This window comes from Azospirillum sp. P4_B5, assembly GCF_056402275.1.
Genome location: NZ_JBFUHT010000018.1, coordinates 91177 through 116639 on the forward strand (window position 1 = coordinate 91177; position 25463 = coordinate 116639).

A 25463-nucleotide genomic window follows, 5' to 3' on the forward strand; every position below is an offset into this window, starting at 1 on the left:
AGCGGCCCCTCAGCCGATCAGCAGGGACTCGGCGCCGTCGATCCAGACGGGGGTGCCGGTGATGTGCTTCGACCGGTCCGACGCCAGGAACAGGGCCAGCTCCGCCACGTCGGCGCTGCTGCCCGGCTTGCCGCGGGTCAGCGGGATTTCGCCGTCGGGATACTCGGCGGCCTCCTCGGCCTTCTCGGTATTGCGCGACTGGGTGTTGTCCTGGATGTCGGTGTCGATCATCCCCGGACAGATGGCATTGACGCGGATGCGGTGCTTGGCCAGTTCCAGCGCCAGCATCTGGACCATGGCGACCTGCGCCGCCTTGGTGCAGGAATAGGCGGTGGCTCCGGCGTTGCTGAACACCCGCGTGCCGTTGATCGAGGCGGTCACCAGCACCGACCCGCCGCCCGCCGTCTTCAGGTGCGGCACCGCGTGGTGCAGCGTCAGGTAGGTGCCGCGCAGGTTGATGTTGATGGTGCGGTCCCACTCCTCCGGAGTCAGCTCGTCGATCGGCGCCCAGACGCCGTTGATGCCGGCGTTGGCGAAGACGATGTCCAGCCGCCCGTATTCCTGGACCAGCCGGTCCACCGCCCGCTTCACGGCCTCGCTGTCGGCGACGTCGGCGACCAGGGGAATGGCCCTGCCGCCCGCCGCGGTGATCTCCTCCGCCGTCTTGCGGATCTCGTCCTCGGTACGGCTGAGCACGCCGACGCTCGCCCCGGCGCTGGCGAACAGGGTGGCGGAGGCCTTGCCGATGCCCGACCCGGCCCCGGTGATGAGGGCGACTTTTCCGTTCAAATCCATGATGAAACCGGCTCCGCTGCTTGTGCTGGGACAGCAGAGCCAACCGATGGCGGCCGGGCCGGTTCCCGTCTTTCTAGGCGCCCGCAGCAGGGGCGCGGCGGTTCACCAGCCAGATGCCGGCGCAGACCAGCAGCATCGCCGCGGCGAGGCTCGCGCTGACCCGCTCGCCCAGCAGCAGGGCACCGGACAGCACGCCGAACAGCGGCGTCAGAAAGGTGAAGGCCGACAGGCGGGCCGCCGGGTAGCGGGCGACCAGCCAGAACCAGGCGAGGTAGGAGGCGAAGGCCACCACGACGATCTGGAAGGCGAGGCAGGCCAGCGCCAGCGGGCCGGGCGCCGTCACCCCCGCCTCGCCCATCAGAAGCGAGGCCACCGGCATCACCGCCCCGGACACGGCGAGCTGGTAGAACAGCACCTTGGTCGAGCTGGCGCGAACCAGCTTGCTGCCCTTGATCACCAGGGTGGTGGCTGCCCACAGCACCGCCGCCGCAAGCACCATCAGGTCGCCGATCATCTCGCGGTTCGTCGGCAGGCGCAGCCCGTCGGCGAAGGCGACCGCCACCCCGACGAAGGCGCAGAGCAGCCCGGCCGCCTGGACGCCGCGCATCCGCTCGCCCGGCAGCAGCAGATGGGCGCCGACCGACACCAGGAAGGGGGCGGTGTAGAGGAACAGGATGCTGCGCGACACCGTGGTGTAGGACAGCCCGGCATAGACCAGCAGGAATTCCCCGGCGAACAGCAGCCCGGCCAGCAGGCCCAGACCCAGCGTGCCGTCCCGCTCGAACAGGCGCATGCCGCGCAGCGCCGCCCAGGCCCACAGCAGGGCCAGCGCCCCCAGCGAGCGCAGCCCGCCCTGGAGCACCGGCGAGAATCCGGTCATGGCGACCTTGATGGCGACCTGCTGCAAGCCCCAGAGCAGGCAGAGCAGGACCAGCGTCGCGGAGGCGGCGCCGTCCAGCTCCGCGCGGCGTTCGGTCATGGCAATGGCGGTCATGATGATGGCTGTGGCGGCGTGGCGGACCACCGCCATCCCCACCACATGTCCTCCCCGTTTTTCTTCCTTCAACGTGCAGAATGGGACGGCGCCGTGAAGCCGGTCAACGAACGCCTGCGAAGGGCAGACCCGCGCGTGGGATCGAAGGCCCGGACGGACTTTTGTGCAATGCGGTACGCAGGCATGCCCACAATGCGCAGCTCACCGCCGCCCCGAGGTTCATATTGAACGGGCAATCGACTGCGCCGCCTCTGCGGCGTCTACCCCATCCACAGCAAATCAACACCGGAAAAGGAACGGACGTGATCCACAAGATCATGGACAAGATCGACCGTGTTATCGCCCAGAAACGCGAGAGCGGCGAGCTTGATGCTTGGCTTTCCAACGGCATGGCACGCCGTTACTGCCAGGAACTGACGGCGTCACAGAAGCACTATTATCCCGCCCTGCTGCTGTATGTGGAACGGCACGCCGGGATCGGGTGAGGCGGCGGTCACTCCGCCGCTTTGACGGACGGCCCCTCCAGCTCCAAACGACGGGCGCGCAGGGTGGCGAGCTTCGCCTCAATCTTGCGGATTTTCTTGTCGAGCTTCTTCGCGCGCTTGCCGTCCTTCTTGGAGACGGTGCCGCCGCGCGCGGCGATGCGGGCGTTGATCGCCGCCTTCGTCTCGTCCGGCAGGCGCTTCCAGTGTCTCACCTCCGCGCGGGTGCGGAAGCAGCCCATGCAGCGGTCCGCCGCGTCGTAGCGGCAGAGCTTCGTGCAGGGATTGCGGGTGTCGTGCGTGCTCATAGCGCCATAGGATGGGTGCGGCAGGGCCGTTGGAAAAGCCCCGGCCGCCCCGTCCTGCGGGGGATTCTCAAAAAAGCGGGTTTCAGACAATCAGGGGGTCACGCGCCCGGACAGGCAGGAGGCCCGCGCCCGCTCGTCCACCGCCGCCGCCGCGGCGCCGGCCTCCCCCTCCCCGCCATAGAGCGCGGCCGGAAGCGGCCGGCCGGTGGCCTCGCCTTCCTTGCGGTGCCAGGACAGGATGCAGGAGCACACCCGCACCGCCGCCTCGGTGGAGCCGGTGTTCTGCGCGGCGAAGGGGCTGGCCTCGCAGGCCGCCAGGAAATCCCGGTTCGCGTCGGTCCGCCCGCCGTCCGGCGGGTCGCCGCTGAACATCAGAAGGGCCGCCAGCGACGCGAAGAAGAACACGAACAGCAGCGAACGCGGGTTGCGGAACACGGAGCTGTTTCTCCCCTCAGGCCGAACGGATCTGTCGCAGGAACGCGCCGGCCTGCTCGCGCAGCGCCAGCGCCTGCCGGCCCAGGTCGGCGGCGGCGGACCGCACCTCCGACGCCATGGTGCCGGTTTCGTGCGCGGAGTCCGACACGTCGCGGACGCTGTGGGTCACCTCCGACGTGCGGTCGGCGGCGCGCTGGACGCTGCGGGCGATCGCGCCGGTGGTGGCGTTCTGGCGATCGGCGGACTCGGCGATGCGCCCCACCAGATCGTTGACCGCGACCACCGTGCGACCGATGCCGCCGATGGCCGTCACCGCGCTGCCGGTCACCGCCTGGATCTCCGCGACCTGCTGGGCGATCTCGTCGGTCGCCTTGGCGGTCTGGTTGGCGAGGCCCTTCACCTCGTTGGCGACGACGGCGAAGCCCTTGCCGGCCTCCCCCGCCCGCGCCGCCTCGATGGTGGCGTTCAGCGCCAGCAGGTTGGTCTGCGCGGCGATGCTCTGGATCAGCGTCACCACCTCCCCGATCTTGCCGGCGGCGGCGGCGAGCCCTTCGACCGTGTGGTTGGTGCGCTCCACCTCCTCCACCGCGTTGCGGACCATGCGGGAGGACTCGTCGATCCGGCGGGACACCTCGATGATGGACGCCGTCAACTCCTCGGTGGCGCCGGCCACGGTCCGCACGTCGTCGCTGGCCTCGCCCGCAGCACCGCTGACCACGGCGGCCTGCCCGCTGCTGCTCTCGGCGATGCCATGCAGGCGCTGGGCGTTGGATTCGAGCTGGGCCGTGGTGGCGCTCAGCGTCTCGACGACGCTCAGCATCGTCCCTTCGAAGGAACGGGCGACCGACTCCAGCGCGTCGCGGCGGTCCCGCTCGGCGCGGGCGCGCTCCTCCGCCTGGGCGGCGTCGAGCCGGGCCACCCGCTCGGCGTTCTCCTTGAAGACGCTCAGCGCCCGGGCCATGCCGCCGATCTCGTCCTTGCGACCCAGCGCCGGGACCTCGACCGACAGGTTCCCCGTCGCCAGCCGCTCCATGGCGCCGCGCATGGCGGACAACGGGCGGAAGATGCGCCGCGACAGCAGCAGGCTGCCGCCGGCCACCAGGAGCGTCACCACGACACCCAGCCCGCCGATCATCGTCTGGGTGTCGCGGATCGGGGCGAAGAACTCCGCCCTCGGCACGCCGACATAGAGCACGCCGACCACTTTGCCGGACCGGTCCTTGATCGGGTCGTAGGCGGTGTAGAAGGGAACGCCCAGGATGTCGGCCTGCCCGCGGTACGGCTCGCCCCGCACCAGCACGGCGTCATAGACCGGCCCCTTGGCCAGCTTGGTGCCGACGGCGCGCCCGCCGTCCGGCTTCTGGACGTTGGTGGTGACGCGCGTGTCGCCCATGAACAGGGTGGCGGTGCCGCCGACCAGCGCCTTCACCCGGTCCACCGGCTCGAAGAAACCGTTCAGAGCGCGGTCGCCGGCGTACAGCGCGCCATCGCGGACACTGATGTCGCGCCCGTACTGGTTCAGCACGTCCCAGGCGACGCGCATGTTGGTTTCCTGCCGCTCGACCGCCATGCGCTCCGCATAGCGGCTCAGCAACGTTTCGTTGACAGCGAAGGTGGCGCCCATCAACACGACCAACCCACCGACACACAGCGACACCGTCTTGCCCGAAAGCGACAGCGAGCCGACCCCCGTCAGCAACCCCATGGCGAACCCCCGCGCCCAATGATGCCCGTTGAAGCCAAGCGTTTCGTACCCCAACGAAGCGCAGCGGCATAAAAGCGTCAGAGGCTCTTAACAAATCGTTCTGCGCTGCACCATGCTCCGCCCACGGCGGAGCGCGGCGCGTGCTTTTTAGAGCGATTCAAATATATATGAACAGCTGTTCATATAGATTGACACCCAGACTCTCCGGCGCTAGGGTCCGCCCCGTCATTGGGGAGTAGCCACCCTCCAGCGAGAGGGGCGTGCGCCAACAGACTCGGGACCATCCTGCCTCAGGCCGTCCCGTGGCGCACGCGGCAGCCGGACAGCGTCCGGCCGGTTCGGCAAGACCGATGGTGCGGACGCTCCCGAAGGCCAACCGGGCGTAGCCGTGCTGTCGTGTCCGTTTGGCCGGAGTTCGTTGCCATGCTCGGTGTGACCTCCCTCGTCCTCGCCGTCAGCCTTTCCATGGACAGCTTCGCCGCGGCGTTGGGTCGTGGCGCCGTTCAGAAGCGTCCCGCCCTGTCCGAGGCGTTGCGGGTCGGTTTCGCCTTTGGCCTCTGCCAACTCTCGATGGCCTCCATCGGCTGGGCGGTGGGTTCGGCCTTTGCCGGCTTCGTCCAGGCGATCGACCATTGGATCGCCTTCGGCCTGCTGCTGCTGATCGGCGGATCGATGATCCGCAACGCGCTCGCCGGGGAAGGGGATGACGAGGCGGCGGCCACCCGCTCGGGCTGGCTCGCCCTGCTGACCGTCGCGGTGGCGACCAGCATCGACGCCAGCGCGGTGGGGGTGGGCCTCGCCATGGCGGACGTGAACATCGCGGTGACCGCCAGCCTGATTGGCGTCGTCACCTTCCTGATGGGCTTCGGCGGTGTCCTGCTGGGCCGGGCCGCCGGCCCGCTGCTGGGCCGCCGCGCCGAACTGATCGGTGGCTTGGGCCTGCTCGCCATCGGCACGAAGATCCTGGTCGAGCACACCCTGCTGTAACGTCCAACCCTCGGCCGTCGCTGCCCTCAGGCGGCGACGGCGTGGATGGTATGGCCGGCGGCGACGGCGGCCACCGTCTGGGCGAGCAGGCCCGGACGCTCCTGAACCCGATCGCAGACCGCGCTGAAGTCGATGGACAGCGCCCGCTCTCCACGGTCGCTCAATTCGCCGCAACGCCGCCCGGCGTGCTCCAGGGTCGCCACGGCGGCGCGGATGACGCCGGCCCCGATCTTCAACCGGCTGGCCCGTGCGGCCTCGGCGATGTGCGGCTCGTTCTGCGCCAGCCAGTGGGACAGCCCCTGCGCGGCCAGCGCGAATTCCCGCTCCAGCGCTGCCGGGTCGCACAGCACGGCACCGTTGGGCAGATGGAGCCGGCCATTGGCCGATGGGAGCGACAGCGCCGCCGCGATGATTGCGGAGGCCAGTTCCTGCCCGGAAAAGGGCGTCATCATACAATCAATCATCATACACGCGTTCATCGGTTCGCTCTCCAGCAGGACCCGGCGCCCAGTCAGGGCACGGACAATGTCAGGGCACGGACAATTGCGCGCGGGCCATGCCGCCGTGCAGCGTGTCGAAGCAGACCACGCACTCCGGCGAGTCGGCGATGTAGGCCAGAACATCCGCGTAAGGGCCATCGATATGGATGAGTTCCGCCCCGCGATCCTCGGCCGGCCCCCGGCTGTGGGTGATCGTCAGCATGTCCATGCGCGGGCCACGCCCGCCGGTGGTCGCCGCCAGCACCGTAGCCCGCTGCCGGTGATCAGACTGCCGGTGTTCGGGGCGCAGGGCGACCACGACGCCGGCGGGAGCGGCATCGTCGGCGCCGCGGACGGCGTTCGGGCGGCTTCCGGGACGGACGGCGGAAAGGGTCTTGACCATGGCTCACCTCAAGGGCTCGGGCTGGCGATACGGACGGACTGGCTTGGCGGAAGGGGCGGACGATCGCCCCGCCTCACTGTTGGTATACCGTATCCCAGAACAATCTTAGCCTCAATGGCGATTTTGCGAAATTTTCATCCCGCTCCGCAGCAAGACACCGTTTGACCCCAGAGTCCGGGCGGCTTTTCCGCAGGGAGGAAAAGCGGAGGCCCCACGCTGGACAGGCGGGCGCGGGCGTGCTCAGAGGATAGGGTCGGTCACTGTCACGGGAATCGGTCCATGGACCCGGTCGCCACTTCCGTCATCCTCGTCCACGGCGCCTTCGCGGACGGCTCCGCCTGGAGCCGCGTGATCCCCCTGCTCCAGACCCAGGGGCTGGAGGCGATCGCCGTGCAGAATCCGCTGACCTCGCTGGACGAGGATGTCGCCCACGTCCAGCGCGCCATCGACCGCGCCAAGGGGCCGGTGGTGCTGGTCGGCCATTCCTGGGGCGGGGCGGTGATCACCCAGATCGGGAATCAGGACAAGGTGAAGGCGCTGGTCTATGTGGCGGCCTTCGCGCCGGGGGTCGGCCAGTCGCCGAACGACACGCTGAAGCCCTTCCCGCCCTCGCCCGGCCTGTCCAGCGTGTCGATGGACCGCGCGGGCTATCTGCATTTGTCGGCGGAGAGTCTGGCGGCGAACTTCGCGCAGGATGTGCCGGCGGCGGAGGCGGTGCTGCTGGCCGCGACCCAGGGGCCGGTCCATGCCGGCTGCTTCCGCACGCGGGTGACCGCCGCGGCATGGGAACACAAGCCGTCCTGGTACATCGTCGCCAGCGAGGACCGGATGCTTCCCCCGGCCTTCCTGCGGGCGACCGCCGAGCGCATCGGCGCGCGGACGGTGGAGATCGGGGCCAGCCACATCCCGCACGCCTCCCGGCCCGACGCGGTGGCGGCGGTGATCATCGAGGCGGCGGGCGCCCGCTGACAGGCACCCGACCGCTCCCGGTCACGGTATCACGGCATCATCCGACGGCGCAGCAGCAGGCGGGCTCCGGATCGGATTCGTCGTCGTTCGCGGCGAGGCAGCCGTGCGCGGTGCCCAACAGGCGGTGGAGATAGTCGTTCCACAGCGACCCGCAGGTTGGGGCCGGCAGCGGCGGAGCGGATGGCGTCGGCGATAGGTCCCGCGGAGGCGGTTCCGCGTGCCGGTCGAAGGTCATGGGCGTCTCCTCCAAATGCCACCCGCCGACCGGCGGGCGTTGGCGCTTGCTGCGCTCTGATGCGCGCCACGATAGCGGAAGTCAGTGTTCTGCACAGCCTGTTCGAAAGCCACCCCACCTCTGGCATAGAAGCCGTCATAGAAGAGGGATCGGCTGGTCAGGCCCATCATTGGCACCCTTAGCTGTGCCGTGACGCCAATCCCTTTCGTCTGTTGATGAGGCGCAAAGCTGCATCGACACGGACACCGATTAGGAGAGAGGCGCGTCATGGCGAATCTTCAGAACATTCTCGGCACCCTTCTGGCAACCGGCATGGGAGGGCACAGCCGCAGGAGCCCTCAGGATCTGGGGTCGATCCTGAACCGGTCGGGAATGGGTGCCGGGCCGGCGATGCACGCCCGCGGCGGCATGGGCGTCGGCCCCATGGCCGGGCTGGGCGCGCTGGCCTACCTCGCTTACCGCGCCTATCAGGAGCGTCAACAGAACATGCCGCCCTCCGGACAGCCCTCCTCCGGGCAGCCGGGGACCAGCCCGTGGGGGGCGCCTCCATCCGGCTCGGGCAACACGCCGGGGGGCATCCTGGGCGGCATCCTCGGCGGGGCCGGCGCTTCCGGCGGCGGATCGCTGGGCGAGCGGCTGTCCCAGGTCTTCCAGCAGCGCACCGCTCCCCCGCCCGACGCCGCCCCGTCGGGGGCCGGCGAAGGCGCGTTCCCGGAACTCGCCATGGAGGACCAGCACGCCCTGCTGCTGATCCGCGCCATGATCGCGGCCGCCAACGCCGACGGCGAGATTTCCCCGGCCGAGCGTCAGCGCGTCCTGTCCGCCCTGGACGAGGCCGGCGGCGGCCCGGAGGAACGGCGGATCGTGGAGCAGGAACTGTCCCAGCCGCAGTCCCTCGACTCGCTGGTCCGCTCCGTCACCGATCCGGATATGGCGGAGCAGGTCTATCTGGCCTCGTTGATGGCGGTGGACCGCGAGCATGAGGCGGAGCGCGCCTATCTCTCCTACCTCGCCACCCGCCTGAAGATCGCCCCGCAACGCGCCGAGCAGCTCAACCAGGCGGCGTGACCGCTCCACCCGCAAAGGCCCCTCCCGCACGGTGACGGGAGGGGCCTTTCCAGTGACCACACGCTCTTGACCGCACGGCCACACTCGGCGCAGGGTCTTGTCCCACCCTCCGCCACCGGGACCACCACCATGTTGCTGAATGACGCCGTCGACCGCGTGCTCCGCGATCTTGAGAGCTATGGGCGCGACAACGACGCGCGCGAGGGCGACCGTGCCCGCAAGATGCTGAATCTGGAGCGCGAGACGGCGGAGCTTCTGCACATCCTGGTGCGCAGCGGGCGCCGCCGCCGGGTGCTGGAGATCGGCACCTCCAACGGAGTCAGCACCCTGTGGCTCGCCGCGGCGTTGCAGGCCATCGGCGCTACGGAGCCGCTGACCAGCATCGAGCGCGATCCCGGCAAGAGCGCCCAGGCCGCCACCAACCTGGAGCGCGCCGGGCTGGCCAGCCGCGTCACCCTTCTGGTCGGCGACGCGACGGAGACGGTGGCCGGGCTGGACGGTCCCTTCGACTGCGTGTTCTTCGACGCCGACCGTTGGAGCGCCCCGGAGCAGCTTCGCCTTCTGCTGCCGAAGCTGGAGCCGGATTGCCTGCTGCTGGCCGACAACGCCCTGTCCCATCCGCAGGAGATCGCCGGCTACATCGCGGCGGTGGACGCCCTGCCCGGCTTCGGCTCCACCGTCTTCCCGGTGGGCAAGGGGCTGCACGTCGCTTGCCGCCCCTGACCACGCCGGTCCTCAGGCCGTCTCGCTCGCCAGCATTGCCGCGGCCAGCCGGGCGACGGCGGGATAGTCGGTCTTGCCGGTGCCGAGCAGCGGGATCGTCTCCACCCGCAGCACGTCGCGGGGGATGGCGATCTCCGGCGCACCCCTGGCCTTGGCCGCCGCCGCCAGCGCGTCGCGGGTCAGCCCGTCGCTGGTGGTGACCAGCACGATCCGCTCGCCGCGCCGGGCGTCCGGCAGGGCGACGGCGGCGTGGGCGGCGTCGGGGTCGGCCTGGAGCGCCAGCTCCTCGACCAGCCCCAGCGGGACCATCTCGCCGGCCAGCTTGGCGAAGCGCTTGACGCGCCCGACGATGCGGATGAAGCCGTCGGCGTCGATGTCCACGATGTCGCCGGTGTCGTGCCAGCCGTCCTCCGGCGGCTCGACCACGCCGGGGGTGTCGGCGCGCATGTAGCCCTTCATCACATTCGGCCCGCGCACCCGCAGCCGCCCACCCACCGGCACGCCGGGAACCGGAAGCAGCTCCGTCTCGATGCCCGGCAGGGCCTGCCCGACCGTGCCGGGACGGAAGCGGGCCGGCGTGTTGACGGCGATCACCGGGGACGTCTCGGTGGTGCCGTAGCCCTCCAGCAGATGCACGCGCAGCCGTTCCGTGTAGGTGCGGCGCGTCTCCTCCTGCAGGCGCTCGGCCCCGGCGAAGACCAGCCGCAGCGAGCGGAAGTCGTAGGGATCCGCCGCCCGCGCCCAGGCGTTCAGGAAGAAATCCGTGCCGAACAGCACCGTGGCGTTGGTCTGGTAGACCAGCTCCGGGATCAGCCGGACGTGGCGCGGGTTGGGGTAGAGCACCGTCTTCACCCCGTTCAGGATCGGCAGCAGCATCCCGCCGAGCAGCCCGAAGGAGTGGAAGACCGGCAGGCAGTTGAACACCACGTCCTGCCGCGTGAAGTCGACGACGGAGGCCACCTGCGCCATGTTGGCGAGCAGGTTGTCGTGGGTCAGCGCCACGCCCTTGGGCGGCCCCTCCGACCCCGAGGTGAAGAGGATCGCCGCCACGTCGTCCGGCCCCCCTTGCTCCGGCAGGAAACGCTCCGGCGCCACCGAGGCGGCCAGCGCGCGCAGCTTGTCGCCGATGCCCAGCCCGCGTTTCACGTCCTCCAGATAAACGATGCTGTGGTCGGCGGCCAGCGCCTCGACCAGCGGGCCGAGCCGCCCCATCTCGACGAAGCGGGCCGAGGTGACGATGCGGCGCAGCCCGGCGGCGCGGCAGGCCGCCTTCACGGCCTCCGCCCCGGCGGTGAAGTTCAGCATCGCCGCCGGCCGCCCATAGGCCGCCAGCCCGAAGAACACCGCCGCGGTCGGCGAGGCGGTCGGCAGCAGCACGCCCACCGCCTCCCCGGGCTCGGTGCCGCGCGCCAGGATGCGGCCAAGCACCAGGGAGCGCGCGGTCAGGGCGCGGTAGGACAGCGTGGTGAAGTCGCCGTCCTGCACCGCCGCCCTGCCCCAGCCGGTCTTCCGCCCGGCCTCCAGCAGGGCGAGCGCCAGCGTGTCGGGCCGCTGCCCGGCGGCGAAGACGGTTTCCGTCATGACGCGCGACAGCCAGGATTTCAGCGCCGCCCGACGCTTCTTGCCGGCCAGCCCGGTCACGTCCGGAGTGGCGACCGGCGGCATGACCGTGATGGTGATGCGCGGGAACAGGCCCAGCCGCAGCCGCCCGTGCATCCGCGACAGGAAGGAGCGCTGCGCCCCCTCGATGCAGACCGGAACGATGGGGCAGCCCGCCTTGTCAGCCAGCATGCCGGGGCCGCCGTTGATCTTCATCAGCGAGCCGGTGACGGTGATCCGACCCTCCGGGAAGATGCAGATCCTGTGCCCCTCGGCCAGGGTGCGGGCGAGCAGGCGCGTGCCCATCGGCTTGGTCGGGTCGATGGTCACATGGTCGGCCAGCGCCAGGAAGGGCTTGGCCCAGGCCCGCTGCGCGATGACGCTGTCCACCGCGAAGCGCATCCCCGGCAGGAAGGCGGCGAGCAGGGCGCCGTCCAGGAAGGACTGGTGGTTCGGCGTGACGACGGCCGCCCCCTCCAGCCGCTCCAGATGCTCGGCGCCGCGCAGCTCGACGCGGAAGGCCAGCCGGAAGACGGCGCGGGCCAGCGCCCGTCCCAGGCCCACCGCGTCGATGGCGAGCGCCAGGACGACGGCGGCCAGCATGCTCGCTCCGCCCCAGGCGGCGACGGTCAGCGGCGTCACGCCCAGCGCCAGCATGGCCGCCGCGATGCCGGAGCCGACCACCATGAACAGCGCGTTGACCACGTTGGCCGCCGCGATCACCCGGGCGCGGGCCGAGGCCGCCGCGCGGTGCTGGATCAGCGCGTAGAGCGGCACGGCGAAGGCGCCGCCCGCCGCGGCGATCAGGAACAGGTCGGCCAGCAACGGCATCGCCCAGGGCTGGGCCAGCAGCGCCAGCGCCGACAGCGGCTCCGCCGACGGTGCGTCGGGCGTCAGGAAGGGCAGCGCCGCCCCGGCCAGCGCCGCGACGAGGCCGGCCAGAGCGGCGCGGCGCGCGTCGGCGCGCGAGGGCACCCGGTGACCCAGCCCGGCGTAGACGGAACCGACCGCCACGCCCACGGCGAAGACCGCCAGCAGCAGGGTCGCCCCCTCGCTGTCGGTGCCCAGCGTCTCCCGCGCGATGGCCGGGAACTGCGCCATGACGACCGCGCCGACGCCCCAGAAGACGGAGATGCCGTAGATCGCCAGCATCGACACGCGGTCCCGCGCGGTGGCGCGCAGAACGCGCAGGGTCACCGACACCGGGTTCAGCCCGACGCGCACCGTCCGGTCGGCGTTGCCCGCCCGCGGAATCAGCAGCGACGCCGCCAGCCCGCCCAGCGCCGTCGCCCCGAGCAGCCCAGGAAGCGCCAGCGGGTGGGCCAGGGCGAGCGAGCCGCCGGCGATGGTGCCGAGCAGGATCGCCACGAAGGTCCCGGCCTCGACCAGACCGTTGCCGGCGGTCAGCTCCTCCGGTTTCAGAAGGTCGGGGAGCAGGCCGTACTTGACCGGCCCGAAGACGGTGGAATGGGCGCCCATGCCGACCAGCGCGACGATCAGCACGCCGAGGTCCGCGCGCAGGATGCCCCAGGCGGCGATCGCCATCAGACCGATCTCCGCCACCTTCACGGCGCGGGCGATCAGCGTGCGGTCGAAGCGGTCGGCCAGCTGGCCGGCGGTCGCCGAGAACAGCAGGAAGGGCACGGTGAAGGCCGCGGCGGCGAGCGTCGAGATCAGCGCGCCGTCGCCCGCCGTCCCCGCCATGCCGTAGACCGCCAGCACCGCGATGGCACCGCGCAGCACATTGTCGCCGAAGGCGCCGAGGAACTGCGTCACGAACAGCGGCAGGAAGCGCCGCGTGGCGAGAAGGCCGAGTTCGCCCATGGCTCAGGTTTCCTTTCCGGTGGACAGGCCGCGCAGCAGCGCGTCGGCGACCGTGTCGGCCAGCGTGCCGAGCGGGGCCGTCTGCCGTCCGTAAACGTGCGACTGGATGTTGAGGACGATGGCGCCGATCACGGTGTGGGCCAGCGCCTCGCGATCGGCGTCGACGATGCTCCCCTCCGCGACGCCGCCGACGACGATGGCGCAGACCACGTCCACCGGCGTCTCCAGCCCGTCTGGAACCAGCGGAAGCGCGTCGTGCTGCGACAGCAGAAGGAAACGCGCGCGGTCCGGCGCCGCCTCGACCAGCCCGAAGGCCCAGGCGATGACGCGGCGCAGCCGCTGCGGCGCCGGACCGGTGCCCGCCGCCTCGCGCAGGCTGTGCGACAGGGCGGTGTATTCGGCGGCGAACAGGGCGGCGGCAAGCTCCTCCTTGCTCGCCCAATGGCGGTACAGCGCTCCCTCCGACACCCCGGCGGCGCGGGCGATGTCCTTGATGGTGGTCGCCTTCACCCCCTTCTGGGCGAACAGCGCGATGGCGGCGTCCCGGACCTTGTTGCGTGCGTCGATGCGGGCGTCTTTGCGGGCGTCTTTGCGGGCGTCTTTGGACATGGCCTTCCCGTTCGTGGCGTTCACCATGAGTGAACGTTCACTCACATCCTGCACGGAACCGGGCCGCGCTGCAAGGGTGATGTGACGGCACCGCATCGCCGTGCGCTTTGCACGGCGGGTGCTTTTTTGGGCAAGATCATTCGCACACACTCATGAAACACAGGGAATCAGGGACATGGTGAGGACGATCGACGGGACGGAGGCGCTGACGGCCGACATGACCGCGTGGCGGCGCGACCTGCACGCCCACCCGGAAACGGCCTTCGAGGAGGAGCGGACGAGCGATTTCGTAGCGGAGAAGCTGGCCTCCTTCGGGCTCGAGGTTCACCGCGGCCTCGCCAAGACCGGCGTGGTCGGCCTGCTGCGCAACGGCGAGGGGCCGGCGGTCGCCTTCCGCGCCGACATGGACGCCCTGCACATCCACGAGCAGACCAACCTGCCCCACGCCTCGCGCAATCCCGGGCGCATGCACGCCTGCGGCCACGACGGCCACACGGCGATGCTGCTGGGCGCGGCGCGCCACCTGTCGGCGCACCCGAACTTCCAGGGCACCATCGCCTTCGTCTTCCAGCCCGCGGAGGAGAACGAAGGCGGCGGGCGCGTGATGGTCGAGGACGGGCTGTTCGAGAAGTTCCCCGTCGAACAGGTCTACGGCATGCACAACTGGCCGGGGCTGGAGGTCGGGAAGATCGCGCTGCGTCCCGGCCCGATCATGGCCGCCTACGACATCTTCGAACTGACCCTGACCGGCAAGGGCACCCACGCCGCCATGCCGCATCTGGGCACCGACACGATCCTGGCCGGCACCCAGATCGTCAACGCCTGGCAGACCATCGCCAGCCGCAGCGCGCACCCGGTCGATTCCGCCGTGGTCAGCGTCACGCAGTTCCACGCGGGAGACACGTGGAATGTCCTGCCGGCCACCGCCGTCCTGCGTGGAACCACCCGCACCTTCCGCAAGGAGGTGCAGGACATGGTGGAGCGGCGCATGGGCGAACTGGCCAAGGCCATCGCCGGCGGCTTCGGGGTCGAGGCGGAGATGCGCTACGAGCGCCGCTACCCCTCCACGGTGAACGAGGCCGGGGCGACCGAGCTGGCCCGCCGCGCCGCCGCCGGAGTCGTCGGCGAATCGGGGCTGGACCTGGACCCGATGCCCAGCATGGGCGCCGAGGATTTCGCCTTCATGCTGCAGCAGCGGCCCGGCTGCTACGTCTGGGTCGGCGCCGGGCCGTCGGACGGCGGGCGGAACCTGCACAGCCCACATTACGACTTCAACGACGCGGTCCTGCCGATCGGCCTCAGCTATTGGGTGCGGCTGGCCGAAACGGTGCTGCCGCGCGCGGCGTGAAGGTTATTGCACCCGCCATCCCCTCTCCCGCCCCGGGAGAGGGAGGGGCGCGGCCCCGCCGCGGCGCGGCGGGAGGGTGAGGGTGCCAGCAAGACTCAGCGCCCTGATACTCGCGTGACCCTCACCCGCCCGCTACGCGGGCACCCTCTCCCGGGGCGGGAGAGGGATTACAGGCGACCACGTTCATTCCAGAAGCCTTGTACAAACCATTCCTATCTCCCTATGGTTTGTGTATGAAACAGGAAAATTACCGCGTCCTCGCTATGGTAATTGCCCGGGTATGCAATTTGTCCCATGATCGGGCCGATTTCACCCGACAGACGTGGGACAAGGCACGGTGAAGGCGATAGAGAACAAGACCGGTGTTCCTGGAACCGGCGGCATCTGGCAGCGGCCCGACTCCCTGTGGGAGGCCACGGCCCCGCCGCCGCCGGCCCTTCCGGTGCTCAAGGACTCGGTGGAGACCGACCTGCTGGTGATCGGCGGCGGCTTCACCGGCCTGTCGGCGGCCCTGCACGCCGCCGAATCGGGCAAGCGCGCCGTCGTCCTGGAGGCGTCGGAGATCGGGCGCGGCGCGTCCGGGCGCAACAACGGGCAGGTCATCCCGACCCTGACCCGTCCCGACCCCGAGGACCTCGTCGCCAAGTTCGGGCCGGAACGGGGCGAACGCTTCGTCGCGCTGATCCGCGACAGCGCCGACACCCTGTTCGCGCTGATCCGCCGCCTGGGCATCGATTGCGCGGCCGAGCAGACCGGCTGGGTGCAGCCGGTCCATTCGCCGGGCCGCATCGCCATCGCCGAACGGCGGGCGAGGCAGTGGGGCAGCCGGGGCGCTCCGGTGGAGCTGCTCGACCGCGCCGGCATTTCGGAGCTGCTGGGCACCGACGCCTATTACGGCGGCTGGATGAACCGCAGCGGCGGCCACATCAACCCGCTGGCCCTGGCCCGCGGGCTGGCCGGCAAGGCGGTGGAGGCCGGTGCGTCGGTCTTCATCAACTCCCCCGTCCTGTCGGTGGAGCGGCGCGGCGACCGTTGGGTGGCCCGCACGCCGGCCGGCACGGTGACCGCCCATGCCCTGGTTCTGGGCACCAACGGCTACGCCGCCGCGGTCTTTCCGGAGATCCGCACGGAGGTCGTCCCCGTCCTGTCCTGGCAGATGGCCACCCAGCCGCTGGACGAGGCGCAGCGGCGCAGCATCCTGCCCGGCCGTCAGGCCATGTCGGACACCCACGGCGACCTGCGCTTCATGCGCTACACCGCCGACCACCGGCTGGTCAGCGGCGGCGCTCTGCTCGTCCCCATCGACGGGGCCGACCGGCTGCGCCGCATCGTCGGGCTCCGGCTCGCCTCCCTGTTCCCCACCCTGCGCGGGCTGCGCTTCGACCATGTGTGGAACGGGCGGATCGCCATGACCACCGACTACACCCCGCGGGTCCACCGGCTCGGCCCCAACGCCTTCACCTGGGCGGGCTGCAACGGGCGCGGCGTCGCCCTGTCCGTCTCGCTGGGGCGGGAGCTGGCCCACGCCGCGCTGGGCCGCGATCCGGCGGATCTGGCTCTGCCGCTGACCGAGCCGCGCCCGCTGCCCTTCAACGAGCTGCTGCAACGCATCGGGCCGTTCAAACTCCTGCAATACCGCTGGAACGACATCCGGGAAATCTGACGATGACTGAAGACACCAAGGCGCCTGCCTTTGCACCCGCCGCTGGCGCCGCCCCGGACCACGCCACGCAGCTGCGCAACGCCTACGCCATGCGGGCCGCGTCCTACGCCCACATGTTCGACGTGCTGCGCGAGCGCTACGGCACCGACACGGCGCTGGACATCGGGCGCGAGGCGACCCGCCGCCTGGGCGAGGCGATGGGTGTGAAGTACGCGGCGCACGGCCCCGACGACCTCGCCGGCCTGTGCCACGCCTTCCTCGACGGCATCCCGAACCGCGATTCCATGTTCGCACCGGAGATCAAGCGCTGCGACGGCGACGCGCTGGAAATCCATTTCCACCGCTGTCCCCTGAAGGAGGCGTGGCAGGCCCAGGGCAAGTCCGACGAGGATCTGGAGCTGCTCTGCAACATGGCCGGAGCCATCGACGGCGGCCTGTTCGAGGCGGCCGGCTTCGTCTTCCGTGGCGAGACCTGGAAGCCCGGCGACGAGGGCTGTTGCCGCCTGAAGGTCCTGCCCGGTCCGAAGGCCGCCTGATCCTCCGTCTGATTCCGCCCAACCGTACGACGCTGCCCAACACCGGCCTCGAAGCCGGCCTTCGCAAGAAAGGTTCACACGCGATGACCGCCCTGAAGACCGCCTCCCTCGCCGCCCTGATGACCGGCGCTCTCGCCGGCACCGCCCTGGCCGCCGACACCGTGAAGATCGGCTACCAGCTGCCGCTGACCGGCGAGACCGCCCAGTATGGCCAGGACTTCCGCAAGGCCGCCGAGATCGCCCTGACCGAGTTCAACGCGTCCGGCAAGCCCTTCAAGGCGGAGATCGTCTTCGAGGACAGCCGCTCCGACGCCAAGGAAGGCACCAACATCGCCCGCAAGTTCGTGGACGACAAGGCGATCGTCGGCGTGCTGGGCGACTTCACCTCGGGCGTGTCGATGGCCTCGGCGCAGGTCTACAAGGACGCCGGGATGCCGCAGCTCTCGCAGACGGCCTCGCACCCCGACTACACCAAGATTTCCAAGTACCAGTTCCGCAACATCGCCACCCAGGCGCAGGAAGGCCCCTACAACGCCAAGTGGATGCTGTCCAAGGGCTACAAGAACATCGCCGTCATCGCCGAGCAGACCGACTGGGGCCAGTCCGTCGTCTCCGGCTTCAGCGACGGCGTGAAGGCCAACGGCGGCACGGTGGTCTTCTCCGAGTTCTTCAACCGCGGCCTGAAGGACTACCGCTCGCTGATCAGCAAGCTGGAGCGCGCGAAGCCGGACGCCATCTACACCGGCTTCTTCTACGAGGACGGCGCGCAGTTCCTGCGTCAGGTGCAGCAGCTCGGCATCAAGACGCCGGTCTACTCGACCTCGGCCGCCTACAGCCCGAAGCTGATCGAGCTGGCCGGCGAGGCGGCGGAGGGCGTCCATCTGACCTCCAACTTCCTGCCGACCGACCCGGCCCCGCACATCCAGCATTTCGTGACGGAGTGGAAGGCCGCCTCCAACGGCGCGGTTCCGGGCCAGTTCCCGGCCCAGGCCTATGACGCCGTGCGCATCATGCTGGCGGCGGTCGAGAAGGCCTACCCGAACCCGACCCGCGAGAAGGTGCGCGACGCCCTGGCCGAGACCAAGGACTTCGCCGGTGTCACCGGCAAGACCAGCTTCAGCGCCGACCGCGAGGCCGAGAAGGAGCTGGTGAAGGTCGAGGTCAAGGGCGGCGCCTTCGTGCCGGTCGCCGACTGACCGCTTCGTACAGACCGACCCGATAAGACAACGATCTCCAGCGAACGGCCCGCATGATCGACCCCTACTACCTCCAGCAGCTCGCCATCGGGCTGTCGCTGGGGATGACCTACGCGCTGATGGCGATCGGCTTCACGCTGATCTTCGGCGTGCTGAACGTCGTCAACTTCGCCCATGGCGAGGTCTACACGCTGGGCGCCTTTGCCGGGCTGGTGCTGATTTCCGCGACGGCCCCGCCGATCTTCGCGGTGATCTTCATCGCCCTGGCGATCGGCGCCATGGCCGGATTCTCGCTGGAACGGATCGCCTTCAAACCCTTCCGCCGCTTCACCGACGAGGCGTCGCTGAAGTCGCGGGCGATGCGCGAATCCACCCTGCTCTCCTCGCTCGCCGTGTCCATCGTGGTGCGCGAGGCGCTGGAGATCGTGTTCGGGTCGCAGATGCGCTCCGTCCCGTTCGAGTATCTCATCAACACGCCGGTGCGGATCGGGCCGGTGATCCTGGTGACCGGCGACTTCATCATCTTCGGCGTGGCCGCCGCGATGCTGATCGGCCTCCAGTATCTGCTGACCCGCACCCGCATCGGCCTGTCGATCCGGGCGGTGTCGAACAACCCGCTGGGCGCCAAGTATGTGGGCATCGACACCGACCGCACCATCATCATGACCTTCGTCGTCGGCTCAATGATGGGCGCGGCGGCCGGCATCCTGACCGGGCTCTATTACGGGGCGATCTTCCCCGCCATGGGCTTCGTGCCCGGCATCAAGGCCTTCGTCGCCATGGTGATGGGCGGTCTGTCCTCGATCCCGGGGGCGGTGATCTGCGCCCTGATCCTGGGCATCTCGGAGAGCATGGCGACGACCTTCGTGTCGTCGGGCTGGTCGGACATGGTGGCCTACGGCTTCCTGATCCTGACCCTGATCTTCTTCCCCAACGGATTGTTCGGAGCGCGCCGTGAACGTGTCTGACCTGTCGGCGCCGCGGCGCGGGCAAGGCGCGCTGATTCCGCTCCTGCTCGCCCTGCTGGTCTTCGTGGGGCTGCCGGCCGTGCTGGCCGGCTTCGACCGCGGCTATTTCTATCAGATCGCCAATCTGGCGCTGATCTTCATCCTGCTGTCCGCCTCCATGCATCTGGTCACCGGGGTGGCCGGGCTGCTGCATCTCGGGCACGCCGCCTTCTACGGTGTCGGCGCCTACACCGCCGCCCTGCTCTCCACCAAGTTCGGGCTGGGCTTCACGGTGACGCTGCCGCTGTCCGGTCTGGTGGCGGCGCTGATCGCCTTCCTGGTGGCGCTGCCGACCATGCGGCTGGTCAGCATCTACTTTGCCGTGGCGACCCTGGCCATCGGGCAGATGCTCTATCTGGTCATGCTGAACTGGGTGGAGTTCACCAAGGGCCCCAACGGCATCATCGTCACCAAGGGGCTGGAGCTGTTCGGCTTCAGCCTGTCGGGCCGGCTCGCCACCTACTACACGGTGGCGACGGTGGTGGCGCTGTGCGTGCTGGCGATCGGGCGGCTCAGCCACTCCTACTACGGCAACGCGCTGCGCTCGATCCGCGAGGACGACCAATGCGCCGACGCCATGGGCGTCAGCACGGCGCGGCTGAAGATGGAGGCCTTCACCCTGTCGGCCTTCTTCGCCGGGGTGGCGGGCAGCCTGTGGGCGCACATGACCGGCTACATCTCGCCGGGCGACTTCAAATTCTCCGAATCCATCCTGATCCTGGCGATGGTGGTGGTGGGCGGCTTGGGCAGCCTGCCCGGCGCGGTGATCGGCGCGCTTCTGCTGATCCTGCTGCCGGAAGGGCTGCGCGCCTTCGGCGACTTCCGCAACATCATGGTCGGTCTGGTGATGTTCCTGTCGATCCTCCTGCTGCCGAAGGGCCTGCTGGGCGAGGTCTCCGCGCTCCAGCTCGCGCGGCGCCAGCTGGGCGCGGCGTGGCGCAACACCGTGAAGGGCGAAGGGATCGGCTGGCGATGACCCATCTTCTCGACATCCGCAACGTCAGCCGCCGCTTCGGCGGCGTGCTGGCGGTGAACGACGTGACCGGTCATGTGGACGAGGGTGAGCTGGTCGGGCTGATCGGCCCGAACGGCGCCGGCAAGACCACCTTGTTCAACCTGATCTCCGGCTTCACGCCGCTGTCGTCGGGCACCGTCGCCTTCGACGGCCGGACCATCAGCGGGCTGAAGACCAACCAGGTGGCCCGGCTGGGCATCAGCCGCACCTTCCAGAACCTGCGCGTCTTCCCGAACATGTCGGTCTTCGACAACGTGTCGGTGGGCGCGGTCGGCGCGCTTCCGCAGGGGGCGCTCGGCGCCCTGTTCGGCTCCCTCGCCGGGGGCGGCGCCCGCTCCGCCGAGATCAGCCGCCGCACCTGGGAGGCGCTGGAGGCCGTCGGCCTGACCCATGTGGCGGGCGAACTGGCGGCCAACCTGCCCTACGGCCAGCGCAAGTATCTGGAGATCGCCCGCGCGCTGGCGATGCAGCCGCGCTTCCTGATCCTCGACGAGCCGGCCGCCGGCCTGAACGACACCGAGACCCGCGCGCTGGCCGACTTCATCAAGCGGCTGCACGGCACCGGCCTGACCATCATGCTGGTGGAGCACGACATGACCCTGGTCATGAGCATCTGCCAGCGCATCCTGGTGCTCGCCTCCGGCCGCAAGATCGCCGACGGCCCGCCCGACGCCATCCGCCGCGACCAAGCGGTCCTGGAAGCCTATCTGGGGGTGGACGCATGAGCCAGCCGCAATCCAATGGCCCGATTCTCACGATCGAGAACCTGCACGTCACCATGGGGCCGCAGGAGATCCTGCACGGCATCGACCTGACCGTGGCGCAGGGCGCCATCGTCGCCGTGCTGGGCTCCAACGGCGTCGGCAAGACGACGCTGATGCGGGCGATCTCGGGCGTCTACCGGGCGAGCCGGGGCGGCATCGCCTTCCGCGGCGAGGCCATCGCCAACCTCCCGGCCCACCGCATCGTCAAGCTCGGCCTGTCCCAGGCGCCGGAGGGCCGCCAGATCTTCTCCAACATGAGCGTGCGGGAGAATCTGGTGCTCGGCGGCGGCGACGTCGGACTGGGCGAACTCGACCGGATGCTCGACATGTTCCCGGTCCTGCGGGAGCGCCTGCGCCAGAACGCCGGGTCTCTGTCGGGGGGCGAGCAGCAGATGCTGTGCATCGCCCGCGCCCTGATGCGCCGCCCCGCCCTGCTTCTGCTCGACGAGCCGTCGCTGGGGCTGGCCCCGATGGTGGTCGCGCAGATCTTCGATCTGGTGCAGCGCATCCGGGCGGAGGGCGTGTCGATCCTGCTGGTCGAGCAGAACGCCCGCGCCGCGCTGCGGGTCGCCGACCACGCGGCGGTGATGGAGGACGGGCGCATCGTGCTGGCCGGACCGGCCGCCCAGCTGCGCGACGATCCCCGCATCGCCGAAGCCTATCTCGGCGGGCACGCGCATTGACGGCTTTCTGATACGGGAGACACCGATGACCGAACCGACCGACACGTCCCCGGCCAAGCCCGCGATGGGCATGCTGGAGCGCCGCGGGATCGAGGCGGCGATCCTGAAGCCGGTCTATGAGGAAATGGCCGCGCGCCTGGGCGAGGCGGTGGCGCAGGACATCCTGGGCGCCGCCATCACCCGCGCTGCGGTGGAGTCCGCCGCGGCCTTCGCAGCGACCGAGCCGAACGGCACCAGCCTGACGAGCTTCGCCGACCTTCAGCCCCTGTGGACCAAGGACGACGCGCTGCGGCTGGAGGTGCTGCACCAGGACGAGACCCGGTTCGACTACAACGTCACCCGCTGCCGCTACGCCGAGATGTACCGGGAGATGGGGCTGGGCCACATCGGCCATCTGCTGTCCTGCAACCGCGACGCCGCCTTCTGCACGGGCTACAACCCGTCGATCAAGATGGAGCGGACGCAGACCATCATGCAGGGCGCCAGCCATTGCGACTTCCGCTACCGCGTGGACAAGCCGCAAGGCTGAACAGAGAGAACCCAGAAAGACAACGGCCCGGCGTGCGGAACGCCGGGCCGTCTTTTTTTCAGGCAAGTCTGCCGTTGGTCAGGCCACTGTTCGTCAGGCCGCCGCCGTCGCCACCGGCTGAAGCCCGCGCGTCAACTGGCCGAACGCATCGCGGAACCGCCCCTGTGCGACGTCGGCCTCGGCAAAGCGGACATGGATCGCCGTCTTGTCGATAGCCCTCACCTCGAAAGCGATCGACAGGCCGAAGCGGTCGAGCCGCAGGTTGCCGCGGTCTCCCACACCGAGACCGCTGACCCCGCTCAGCATGGCGCCGCCGTTCGACAGGTCGGTCAGGGTGCCGGACTGGTCGCGCCCATGCACCACGACGCTGCACGTCTCGTTCACACGGTAGCGCGGGCTGCGGCGGCGGTCGGCGTCGGTCGTGGAGGTGCGGACCACCCGCACGAGCACGCGGCGCAGCTCGTCGATGCTGCTCGCCACCTCGTCCGAGCCGGCCCGCACGCCCGAGGCCTGCGAACCGGTCTGGTCGGCGTCGCTGGACACGGCGGCGATGCGCACCGACACCTCCTGCGCGGCGTTGGAGGTCTCCACCACGTTGCGGCTGATTTCCTGGGTGGCGGCGGCCTGCTCCTCCATCGCCGCGGCGATGGCGCTGGAGATCTGGTCGATCTCGCCGATGGTGTCGCCGATCTCCGCCACCGCACCCACGGCGGTGCTGGTCACCCCCTGGATTTCTGCGATCAGGCGGGTGATCTCCTCGGTCGAGCGGGCGGTCTGGTTGGCGAGGTTCTTCACCTCCTGCGCCACCACCGCGAAGCCCTTGCCGGCTTCGCCCGCGCGGGCGGCCTCGATGGTCGCGTTCAGCGCCAGCAGGTTGGTCTGGCTGGCGATGTCGGTGATCAGCTTGACCACCTCGTCGATGCGGCCGACCGCCTCGGACAGCGACTGGATGGTGCCCTGGGTGCGCTGGCCGTTCTCCACGGCGCGGCGGGTGACCGCGCTGGAATGGGCGATCTGCGCCGAGATCTCGCGGATCGAGGCCGCCAACTCCTCCGTCGCCGCCGCCACGGTCTGGGCGTTGGCCAGCGCTTCCTCCGCCGCCGCGGCGACGTTCTGCGCGTTGATGCTGACCCGCTCGGCCGAGGTCGCCATGGCGTCGGCGTCCTGGGCCATGCCGCCGGTGCGCAGGGCCACCTGCTCCACCGCGTGGCTGGCCTCGCGCTCCACCGTCTCGGCCATGGACTGGAGGGCGGTGATACGCTCCTCCTCCGCCTGGCGCTGGCGCTCCGCGCGCTCCTGGGTCGAATAGTTCAGCTTCGCCTTCACGGCGCGGATCTGCGACCGGATGCGGGCGAATTCCGCCACGCCGGAGCTGGGAACGTTGGTCATCAGGTCGCCGCGGGCGATGGCGTCGAGGTGGGTTTCCACCAGCCCGAGCGGGCGGCGCACCGTGCCCATCACGCTGAGCGTGCCGATGCCGGCCACCAGCAGGCCGAACAGCATCAGCCCGGCGAAGATCCCGACGCTGTCGCTGCCCGTCAGGCTCACCCCACCGAGGGCGATGACGGTCAGCAACAGCAGGCCGTTGGTCGCCAGGATGCGCCCGCCGATGCTGGATACCAGATTGCTCAGCCAGACGCCGAAGCCGCGGCGGACGATCTGGCCGTCCAGCAATCCGTACTGCTGGCCGCGCCCGGCGCGGATCTCGGCGTAGATGCGCTCCGCCTCCGCCACCGCCTCACGGCTCGGCTTGGACCGGATGGAGATGTATTCCGTCACCACGCCCTTCTCGGTGATGGGGGTGACGTTCGCCTTGACCCAATAATGGTCGCCGCTTTTGGACCGGTTCTTGACCAGCCCCTCCCACGGCCTGCCGTCCTTGATGGTTTCCCACAGGTTGGCGAATGCGGCCGGCGGCATGTCCGGATGGCGCACAAGATTGTGAGGCGCGCCGAGTAATTCCGTTTCTGCGAATCCGCTAATATCAACAAATGCTTTATTGACGAATGTAATCTTGCCGCGGGTGTCGGTCCGCGACACCAGCAGCATGTCGTCGGCCATTTCGATTTCGCGGTTCGTAACCGGTCCATTGTCGCGCATAAGCCAGCACCCCGTCGCGGAGAACACGCATAAAACACTACTTAAGTTTTATTTCTACTGTATTAATGTCAGAAAATCATCACCATATTGTCGCACCCTATCCGGCTAAAGTCAGGGCGTTCGGGGAGCGGTCCCTCCGCTAGGTCACTGCCGGCGTTGAGAAAATCAACGATTTATCTTATATTTTAGACGCTTTCGAGACGCCTCCTCCCTATTGTGGATTCTACGGAGTCCGATCCAATTCAAGGTCGGTGGCGTCCACCCGATCCTCCGGGTTGCGGACCGATCAGGGGGGCGGCACCATCCGCCACGCGCGCCGTTGGAACGGCCATCCCTCTCGAACCGCAACAGGACAGCCACAATGAGCGACACCGCGAAGCCCGTCCGCCTTCTCGGCCTTTCCGGCAGCATCCGCCGCCACTCCCACTGCACCGCGGTGCTGAACACACTCGCCGACTCGCTGGGCAACAAGGCGGGCGGCAAGGCGGAGATGACGCTGTTCCCGCTGAACGACATCCCGCCCTACGATCCCGACCTGGACGCGGAGAACACCCCCGCCCCGGCCATCGCTCTGCGCGACGCCATCGCCGCGGCCGACGGGCTGGTCATCATCTCCCCGGAATACAATTACGGCATGTCGGGCGTGCTGAAAAACGCGCTGGACTGGGCGTCACGCCCGGCCATGAAGTCGCCGGTGCGGGGCAAGCCGATCCTCATCATGACCGCCTCCCCCGCCTTCACCGGCGGCGTGCGCGCCCAGCATGAGATGCGCGAGACGCTGTCCGGCATGATGGGTCGGGTCATCGCCCGTCCGCAGGTGGTCATCGGCACGGTTCACGAGAAGATCAAGGACGGCCAACTGACCGATCAGGCGGCGCTGGACTTCGCGTTGGCCGCCATCGACGACCTTCTGGCGGAAATCGCCCTGCTGCGCGGGGTCAAAAGCGCCTGAGTCCCAGGCAGGGCAGGGCAGCCGCGCAAAGACCGATGGGGCTGGCCGAAGCGTG

General features: G+C 69.6%; 26 protein-coding genes and 1 riboswitch. Of the genes, 15 read left to right on the forward strand and 11 right to left on the reverse strand.

The genetic code is table 11. The features are described 5' to 3' along the window. Nucleotides 1-9: 9 nt before the first annotated feature. Both AC1DVI_RS15425 and AC1DVI_RS15430 read right to left on the reverse strand, forming a co-directional pair. On the reverse strand, nucleotides 10-795 hold the full coding sequence (locus tag AC1DVI_RS15425; RefSeq protein ID WP_476958695.1) for an SDR family oxidoreductase: 786 nt from the start codon (nucleotides 793-795) through the stop codon (nucleotides 10-12). 73 nt (nucleotides 796-868) lie between these two features. Next, entirely contained in the window at nucleotides 869-1825 is a 957-nt protein-coding gene (locus AC1DVI_RS15430; protein WP_476958696.1) for a DMT family transporter, read from the reverse strand. A 266-nt stretch (nucleotides 1826-2091) separates the two neighbouring features. Between AC1DVI_RS15430 and AC1DVI_RS15435 the strand changes: the two genes are divergently transcribed. Further along, the gene (locus tag AC1DVI_RS15435; RefSeq protein WP_014242488.1) at nucleotides 2092-2274 is read left to right on the forward strand and encodes a hypothetical protein; all 183 of its coding nucleotides are present in this window, start codon (nucleotides 2092-2094) and stop codon (nucleotides 2272-2274) included. 8 nt (nucleotides 2275-2282) lie between these two features. Here the strand turns inward: AC1DVI_RS15435 and AC1DVI_RS15440 are convergent, their stop codons facing one another. The 3 genes from AC1DVI_RS15440 to AC1DVI_RS15450 form a co-directional block, all read right to left on the reverse strand. Next, nucleotides 2283-2579, reverse strand: coding sequence for a DUF1289 domain-containing protein (locus AC1DVI_RS15440; RefSeq protein ID WP_476958697.1), 297 nt, complete (start codon nucleotides 2577-2579; stop codon nucleotides 2283-2285). A gap of 90 nt (nucleotides 2580-2669) precedes the next feature. Further along, nucleotides 2670-3014 carry a hypothetical protein gene (locus AC1DVI_RS15445; protein ID WP_476958698.1) on the reverse strand — a complete coding sequence of 115 codons (345 nt, stop codon included), beginning with the start codon at nucleotides 3012-3014 and terminating at the stop codon, nucleotides 2670-2672. Nucleotides 3015-3030: 16 nt separating this feature from the next. Then, nucleotides 3031-4719 carry a methyl-accepting chemotaxis protein gene (locus AC1DVI_RS15450; RefSeq protein ID WP_476958699.1) on the reverse strand — a complete coding sequence of 563 codons (1689 nt, stop codon included), beginning with the start codon at nucleotides 4717-4719 and terminating at the stop codon, nucleotides 3031-3033. A gap of 218 nt (nucleotides 4720-4937) precedes the next feature. Next, nucleotides 4938-5039: riboswitch (yybP-ykoY riboswitch) on the forward strand. A gap of 103 nt (nucleotides 5040-5142) precedes the next feature. Here AC1DVI_RS15450 and AC1DVI_RS15455 point away from each other — a divergent pair. Beyond that, the gene (locus tag AC1DVI_RS15455) at nucleotides 5143-5706 is read left to right on the forward strand and encodes a manganese efflux pump MntP (RefSeq protein ID WP_476958700.1); all 564 of its coding nucleotides are present in this window, start codon (nucleotides 5143-5145) and stop codon (nucleotides 5704-5706) included. Nucleotides 5707-5732: 26 nt separating this feature from the next. On the opposite strand, the gene AC1DVI_RS15460 is transcribed toward AC1DVI_RS15455, so the two are convergent. Beyond that, on the reverse strand, nucleotides 5733-6158 hold the full coding sequence (locus tag AC1DVI_RS15460) for a hypothetical protein (RefSeq protein ID WP_476958701.1): 426 nt from the start codon (nucleotides 6156-6158) through the stop codon (nucleotides 5733-5735). Nucleotides 6159-6234: 76 nt separating this feature from the next. Further along, a complete protein-coding gene (locus AC1DVI_RS15465; protein ID WP_476958702.1) occupies nucleotides 6235-6588 on the reverse strand; it encodes a hypothetical protein in 354 nt (117 codons plus the stop codon). 279 nt (nucleotides 6589-6867) lie between these two features. Between AC1DVI_RS15465 and AC1DVI_RS15470 the strand changes: the two genes are divergently transcribed. Beyond that, nucleotides 6868-7557 (forward strand): alpha/beta fold hydrolase, encoded by a 690-nt coding sequence (locus tag AC1DVI_RS15470; protein WP_476958703.1) that lies wholly within the window; start codon nucleotides 6868-6870, stop codon nucleotides 7555-7557. Nucleotides 7558-7594: 37 nt separating this feature from the next. On the opposite strand, the gene AC1DVI_RS15475 is transcribed toward AC1DVI_RS15470, so the two are convergent. Further along, on the reverse strand, nucleotides 7595-7792 hold the full coding sequence (locus tag AC1DVI_RS15475; protein ID WP_476958704.1) for a hypothetical protein: 198 nt from the start codon (nucleotides 7790-7792) through the stop codon (nucleotides 7595-7597). Nucleotides 7793-8059: 267 nt separating this feature from the next. Between AC1DVI_RS15475 and AC1DVI_RS15480 the strand changes: the two genes are divergently transcribed. Then, complete coding sequence (locus tag AC1DVI_RS15480) at nucleotides 8060-8860, forward strand: tellurite resistance TerB family protein (protein ID WP_476958705.1); 801 nt, start codon at nucleotides 8060-8062, stop codon at nucleotides 8858-8860. Between the two features lie 129 nt (nucleotides 8861-8989). Continuing rightward, nucleotides 8990-9583, forward strand: a complete 594-nt coding sequence (locus tag AC1DVI_RS15485; RefSeq protein ID WP_476958706.1) for an O-methyltransferase — start codon at nucleotides 8990-8992, stop codon at nucleotides 9581-9583. Between the two features lie 12 nt (nucleotides 9584-9595). Here AC1DVI_RS15485 and AC1DVI_RS15490 read toward each other — a convergent pair whose 3' ends face one another. Both AC1DVI_RS15490 and AC1DVI_RS15495 read right to left on the reverse strand, forming a co-directional pair. Further along, on the reverse strand, nucleotides 9596-13006 hold the full coding sequence (locus AC1DVI_RS15490) for an acyl-[ACP]--phospholipid O-acyltransferase (protein ID WP_476958707.1): 3411 nt from the start codon (nucleotides 13004-13006) through the stop codon (nucleotides 9596-9598). A 3-nt stretch (nucleotides 13007-13009) separates the two neighbouring features. Next, nucleotides 13010-13615, reverse strand: a complete 606-nt coding sequence (locus AC1DVI_RS15495; protein ID WP_476958708.1) for a TetR/AcrR family transcriptional regulator — start codon at nucleotides 13613-13615, stop codon at nucleotides 13010-13012. A gap of 175 nt (nucleotides 13616-13790) precedes the next feature. Here AC1DVI_RS15495 and AC1DVI_RS15500 point away from each other — a divergent pair, with 175 nt between their 5' ends. From AC1DVI_RS15500 to AC1DVI_RS15540, 9 genes are all read left to right on the forward strand, one after another. Continuing rightward, a complete protein-coding gene (locus AC1DVI_RS15500) occupies nucleotides 13791-14963 on the forward strand; it encodes a M20 aminoacylase family protein (protein ID WP_476958709.1) in 1173 nt (390 codons plus the stop codon). A 337-nt stretch (nucleotides 14964-15300) separates the two neighbouring features. Continuing rightward, entirely contained in the window at nucleotides 15301-16626 is a 1326-nt protein-coding gene (locus AC1DVI_RS15505; protein ID WP_476958710.1) for an NAD(P)/FAD-dependent oxidoreductase, read from the forward strand. Nucleotides 16627-16628: 2 nt separating this feature from the next. Beyond that, nucleotides 16629-17162, forward strand: a complete 534-nt coding sequence (locus AC1DVI_RS15510) for an L-2-amino-thiazoline-4-carboxylic acid hydrolase (protein WP_476958711.1) — start codon at nucleotides 16629-16631, stop codon at nucleotides 17160-17162. 83 nt (nucleotides 17163-17245) lie between these two features. Next, nucleotides 17246-18358, forward strand: coding sequence for an ABC transporter substrate-binding protein (locus tag AC1DVI_RS15515; protein ID WP_476958712.1), 1113 nt, complete (start codon nucleotides 17246-17248; stop codon nucleotides 18356-18358). Between the two features lie 53 nt (nucleotides 18359-18411). After that, nucleotides 18412-19326, forward strand: coding sequence for a branched-chain amino acid ABC transporter permease (locus AC1DVI_RS15520; protein ID WP_040136279.1), 915 nt, complete (start codon nucleotides 18412-18414; stop codon nucleotides 19324-19326). Continuing rightward, nucleotides 19313-20341, forward strand: coding sequence for a branched-chain amino acid ABC transporter permease (locus tag AC1DVI_RS15525; protein ID WP_199228224.1), 1029 nt, complete (start codon nucleotides 19313-19315; stop codon nucleotides 20339-20341). Before AC1DVI_RS15520 ends, AC1DVI_RS15525 begins: the two co-directional genes overlap by 14 nt. Next, on the forward strand, nucleotides 20338-21105 hold the full coding sequence (locus AC1DVI_RS15530) for an ABC transporter ATP-binding protein (protein ID WP_059399535.1): 768 nt from the start codon (nucleotides 20338-20340) through the stop codon (nucleotides 21103-21105). Before AC1DVI_RS15525 ends, AC1DVI_RS15530 begins: the two co-directional genes overlap by 4 nt. Beyond that, nucleotides 21102-21827, forward strand: coding sequence for an ABC transporter ATP-binding protein (locus tag AC1DVI_RS15535; RefSeq protein WP_476958713.1), 726 nt, complete (start codon nucleotides 21102-21104; stop codon nucleotides 21825-21827). The genes AC1DVI_RS15530 and AC1DVI_RS15535 overlap by 4 nt, the downstream gene beginning before the upstream one ends. A 25-nt stretch (nucleotides 21828-21852) precedes the next feature. After that, nucleotides 21853-22356 carry an L-2-amino-thiazoline-4-carboxylic acid hydrolase gene (locus AC1DVI_RS15540; RefSeq protein WP_476958714.1) on the forward strand — a complete coding sequence of 168 codons (504 nt, stop codon included), beginning with the start codon at nucleotides 21853-21855 and terminating at the stop codon, nucleotides 22354-22356. A 93-nt stretch (nucleotides 22357-22449) separates the two neighbouring features. On the opposite strand, the gene AC1DVI_RS15545 is transcribed toward AC1DVI_RS15540, so the two are convergent. Continuing rightward, on the reverse strand, nucleotides 22450-24456 hold the full coding sequence (locus tag AC1DVI_RS15545) for a methyl-accepting chemotaxis protein (protein ID WP_476958715.1): 2007 nt from the start codon (nucleotides 24454-24456) through the stop codon (nucleotides 22450-22452). Nucleotides 24457-24817: 361 nt separating this feature from the next. Between AC1DVI_RS15545 and AC1DVI_RS15550 the strand changes: the two genes are divergently transcribed. Continuing rightward, nucleotides 24818-25408 (forward strand): NADPH-dependent FMN reductase, encoded by a 591-nt coding sequence (locus tag AC1DVI_RS15550; protein WP_476958716.1) that lies wholly within the window; start codon nucleotides 24818-24820, stop codon nucleotides 25406-25408. Nucleotides 25409-25463 lie beyond the last annotated feature (55 nt).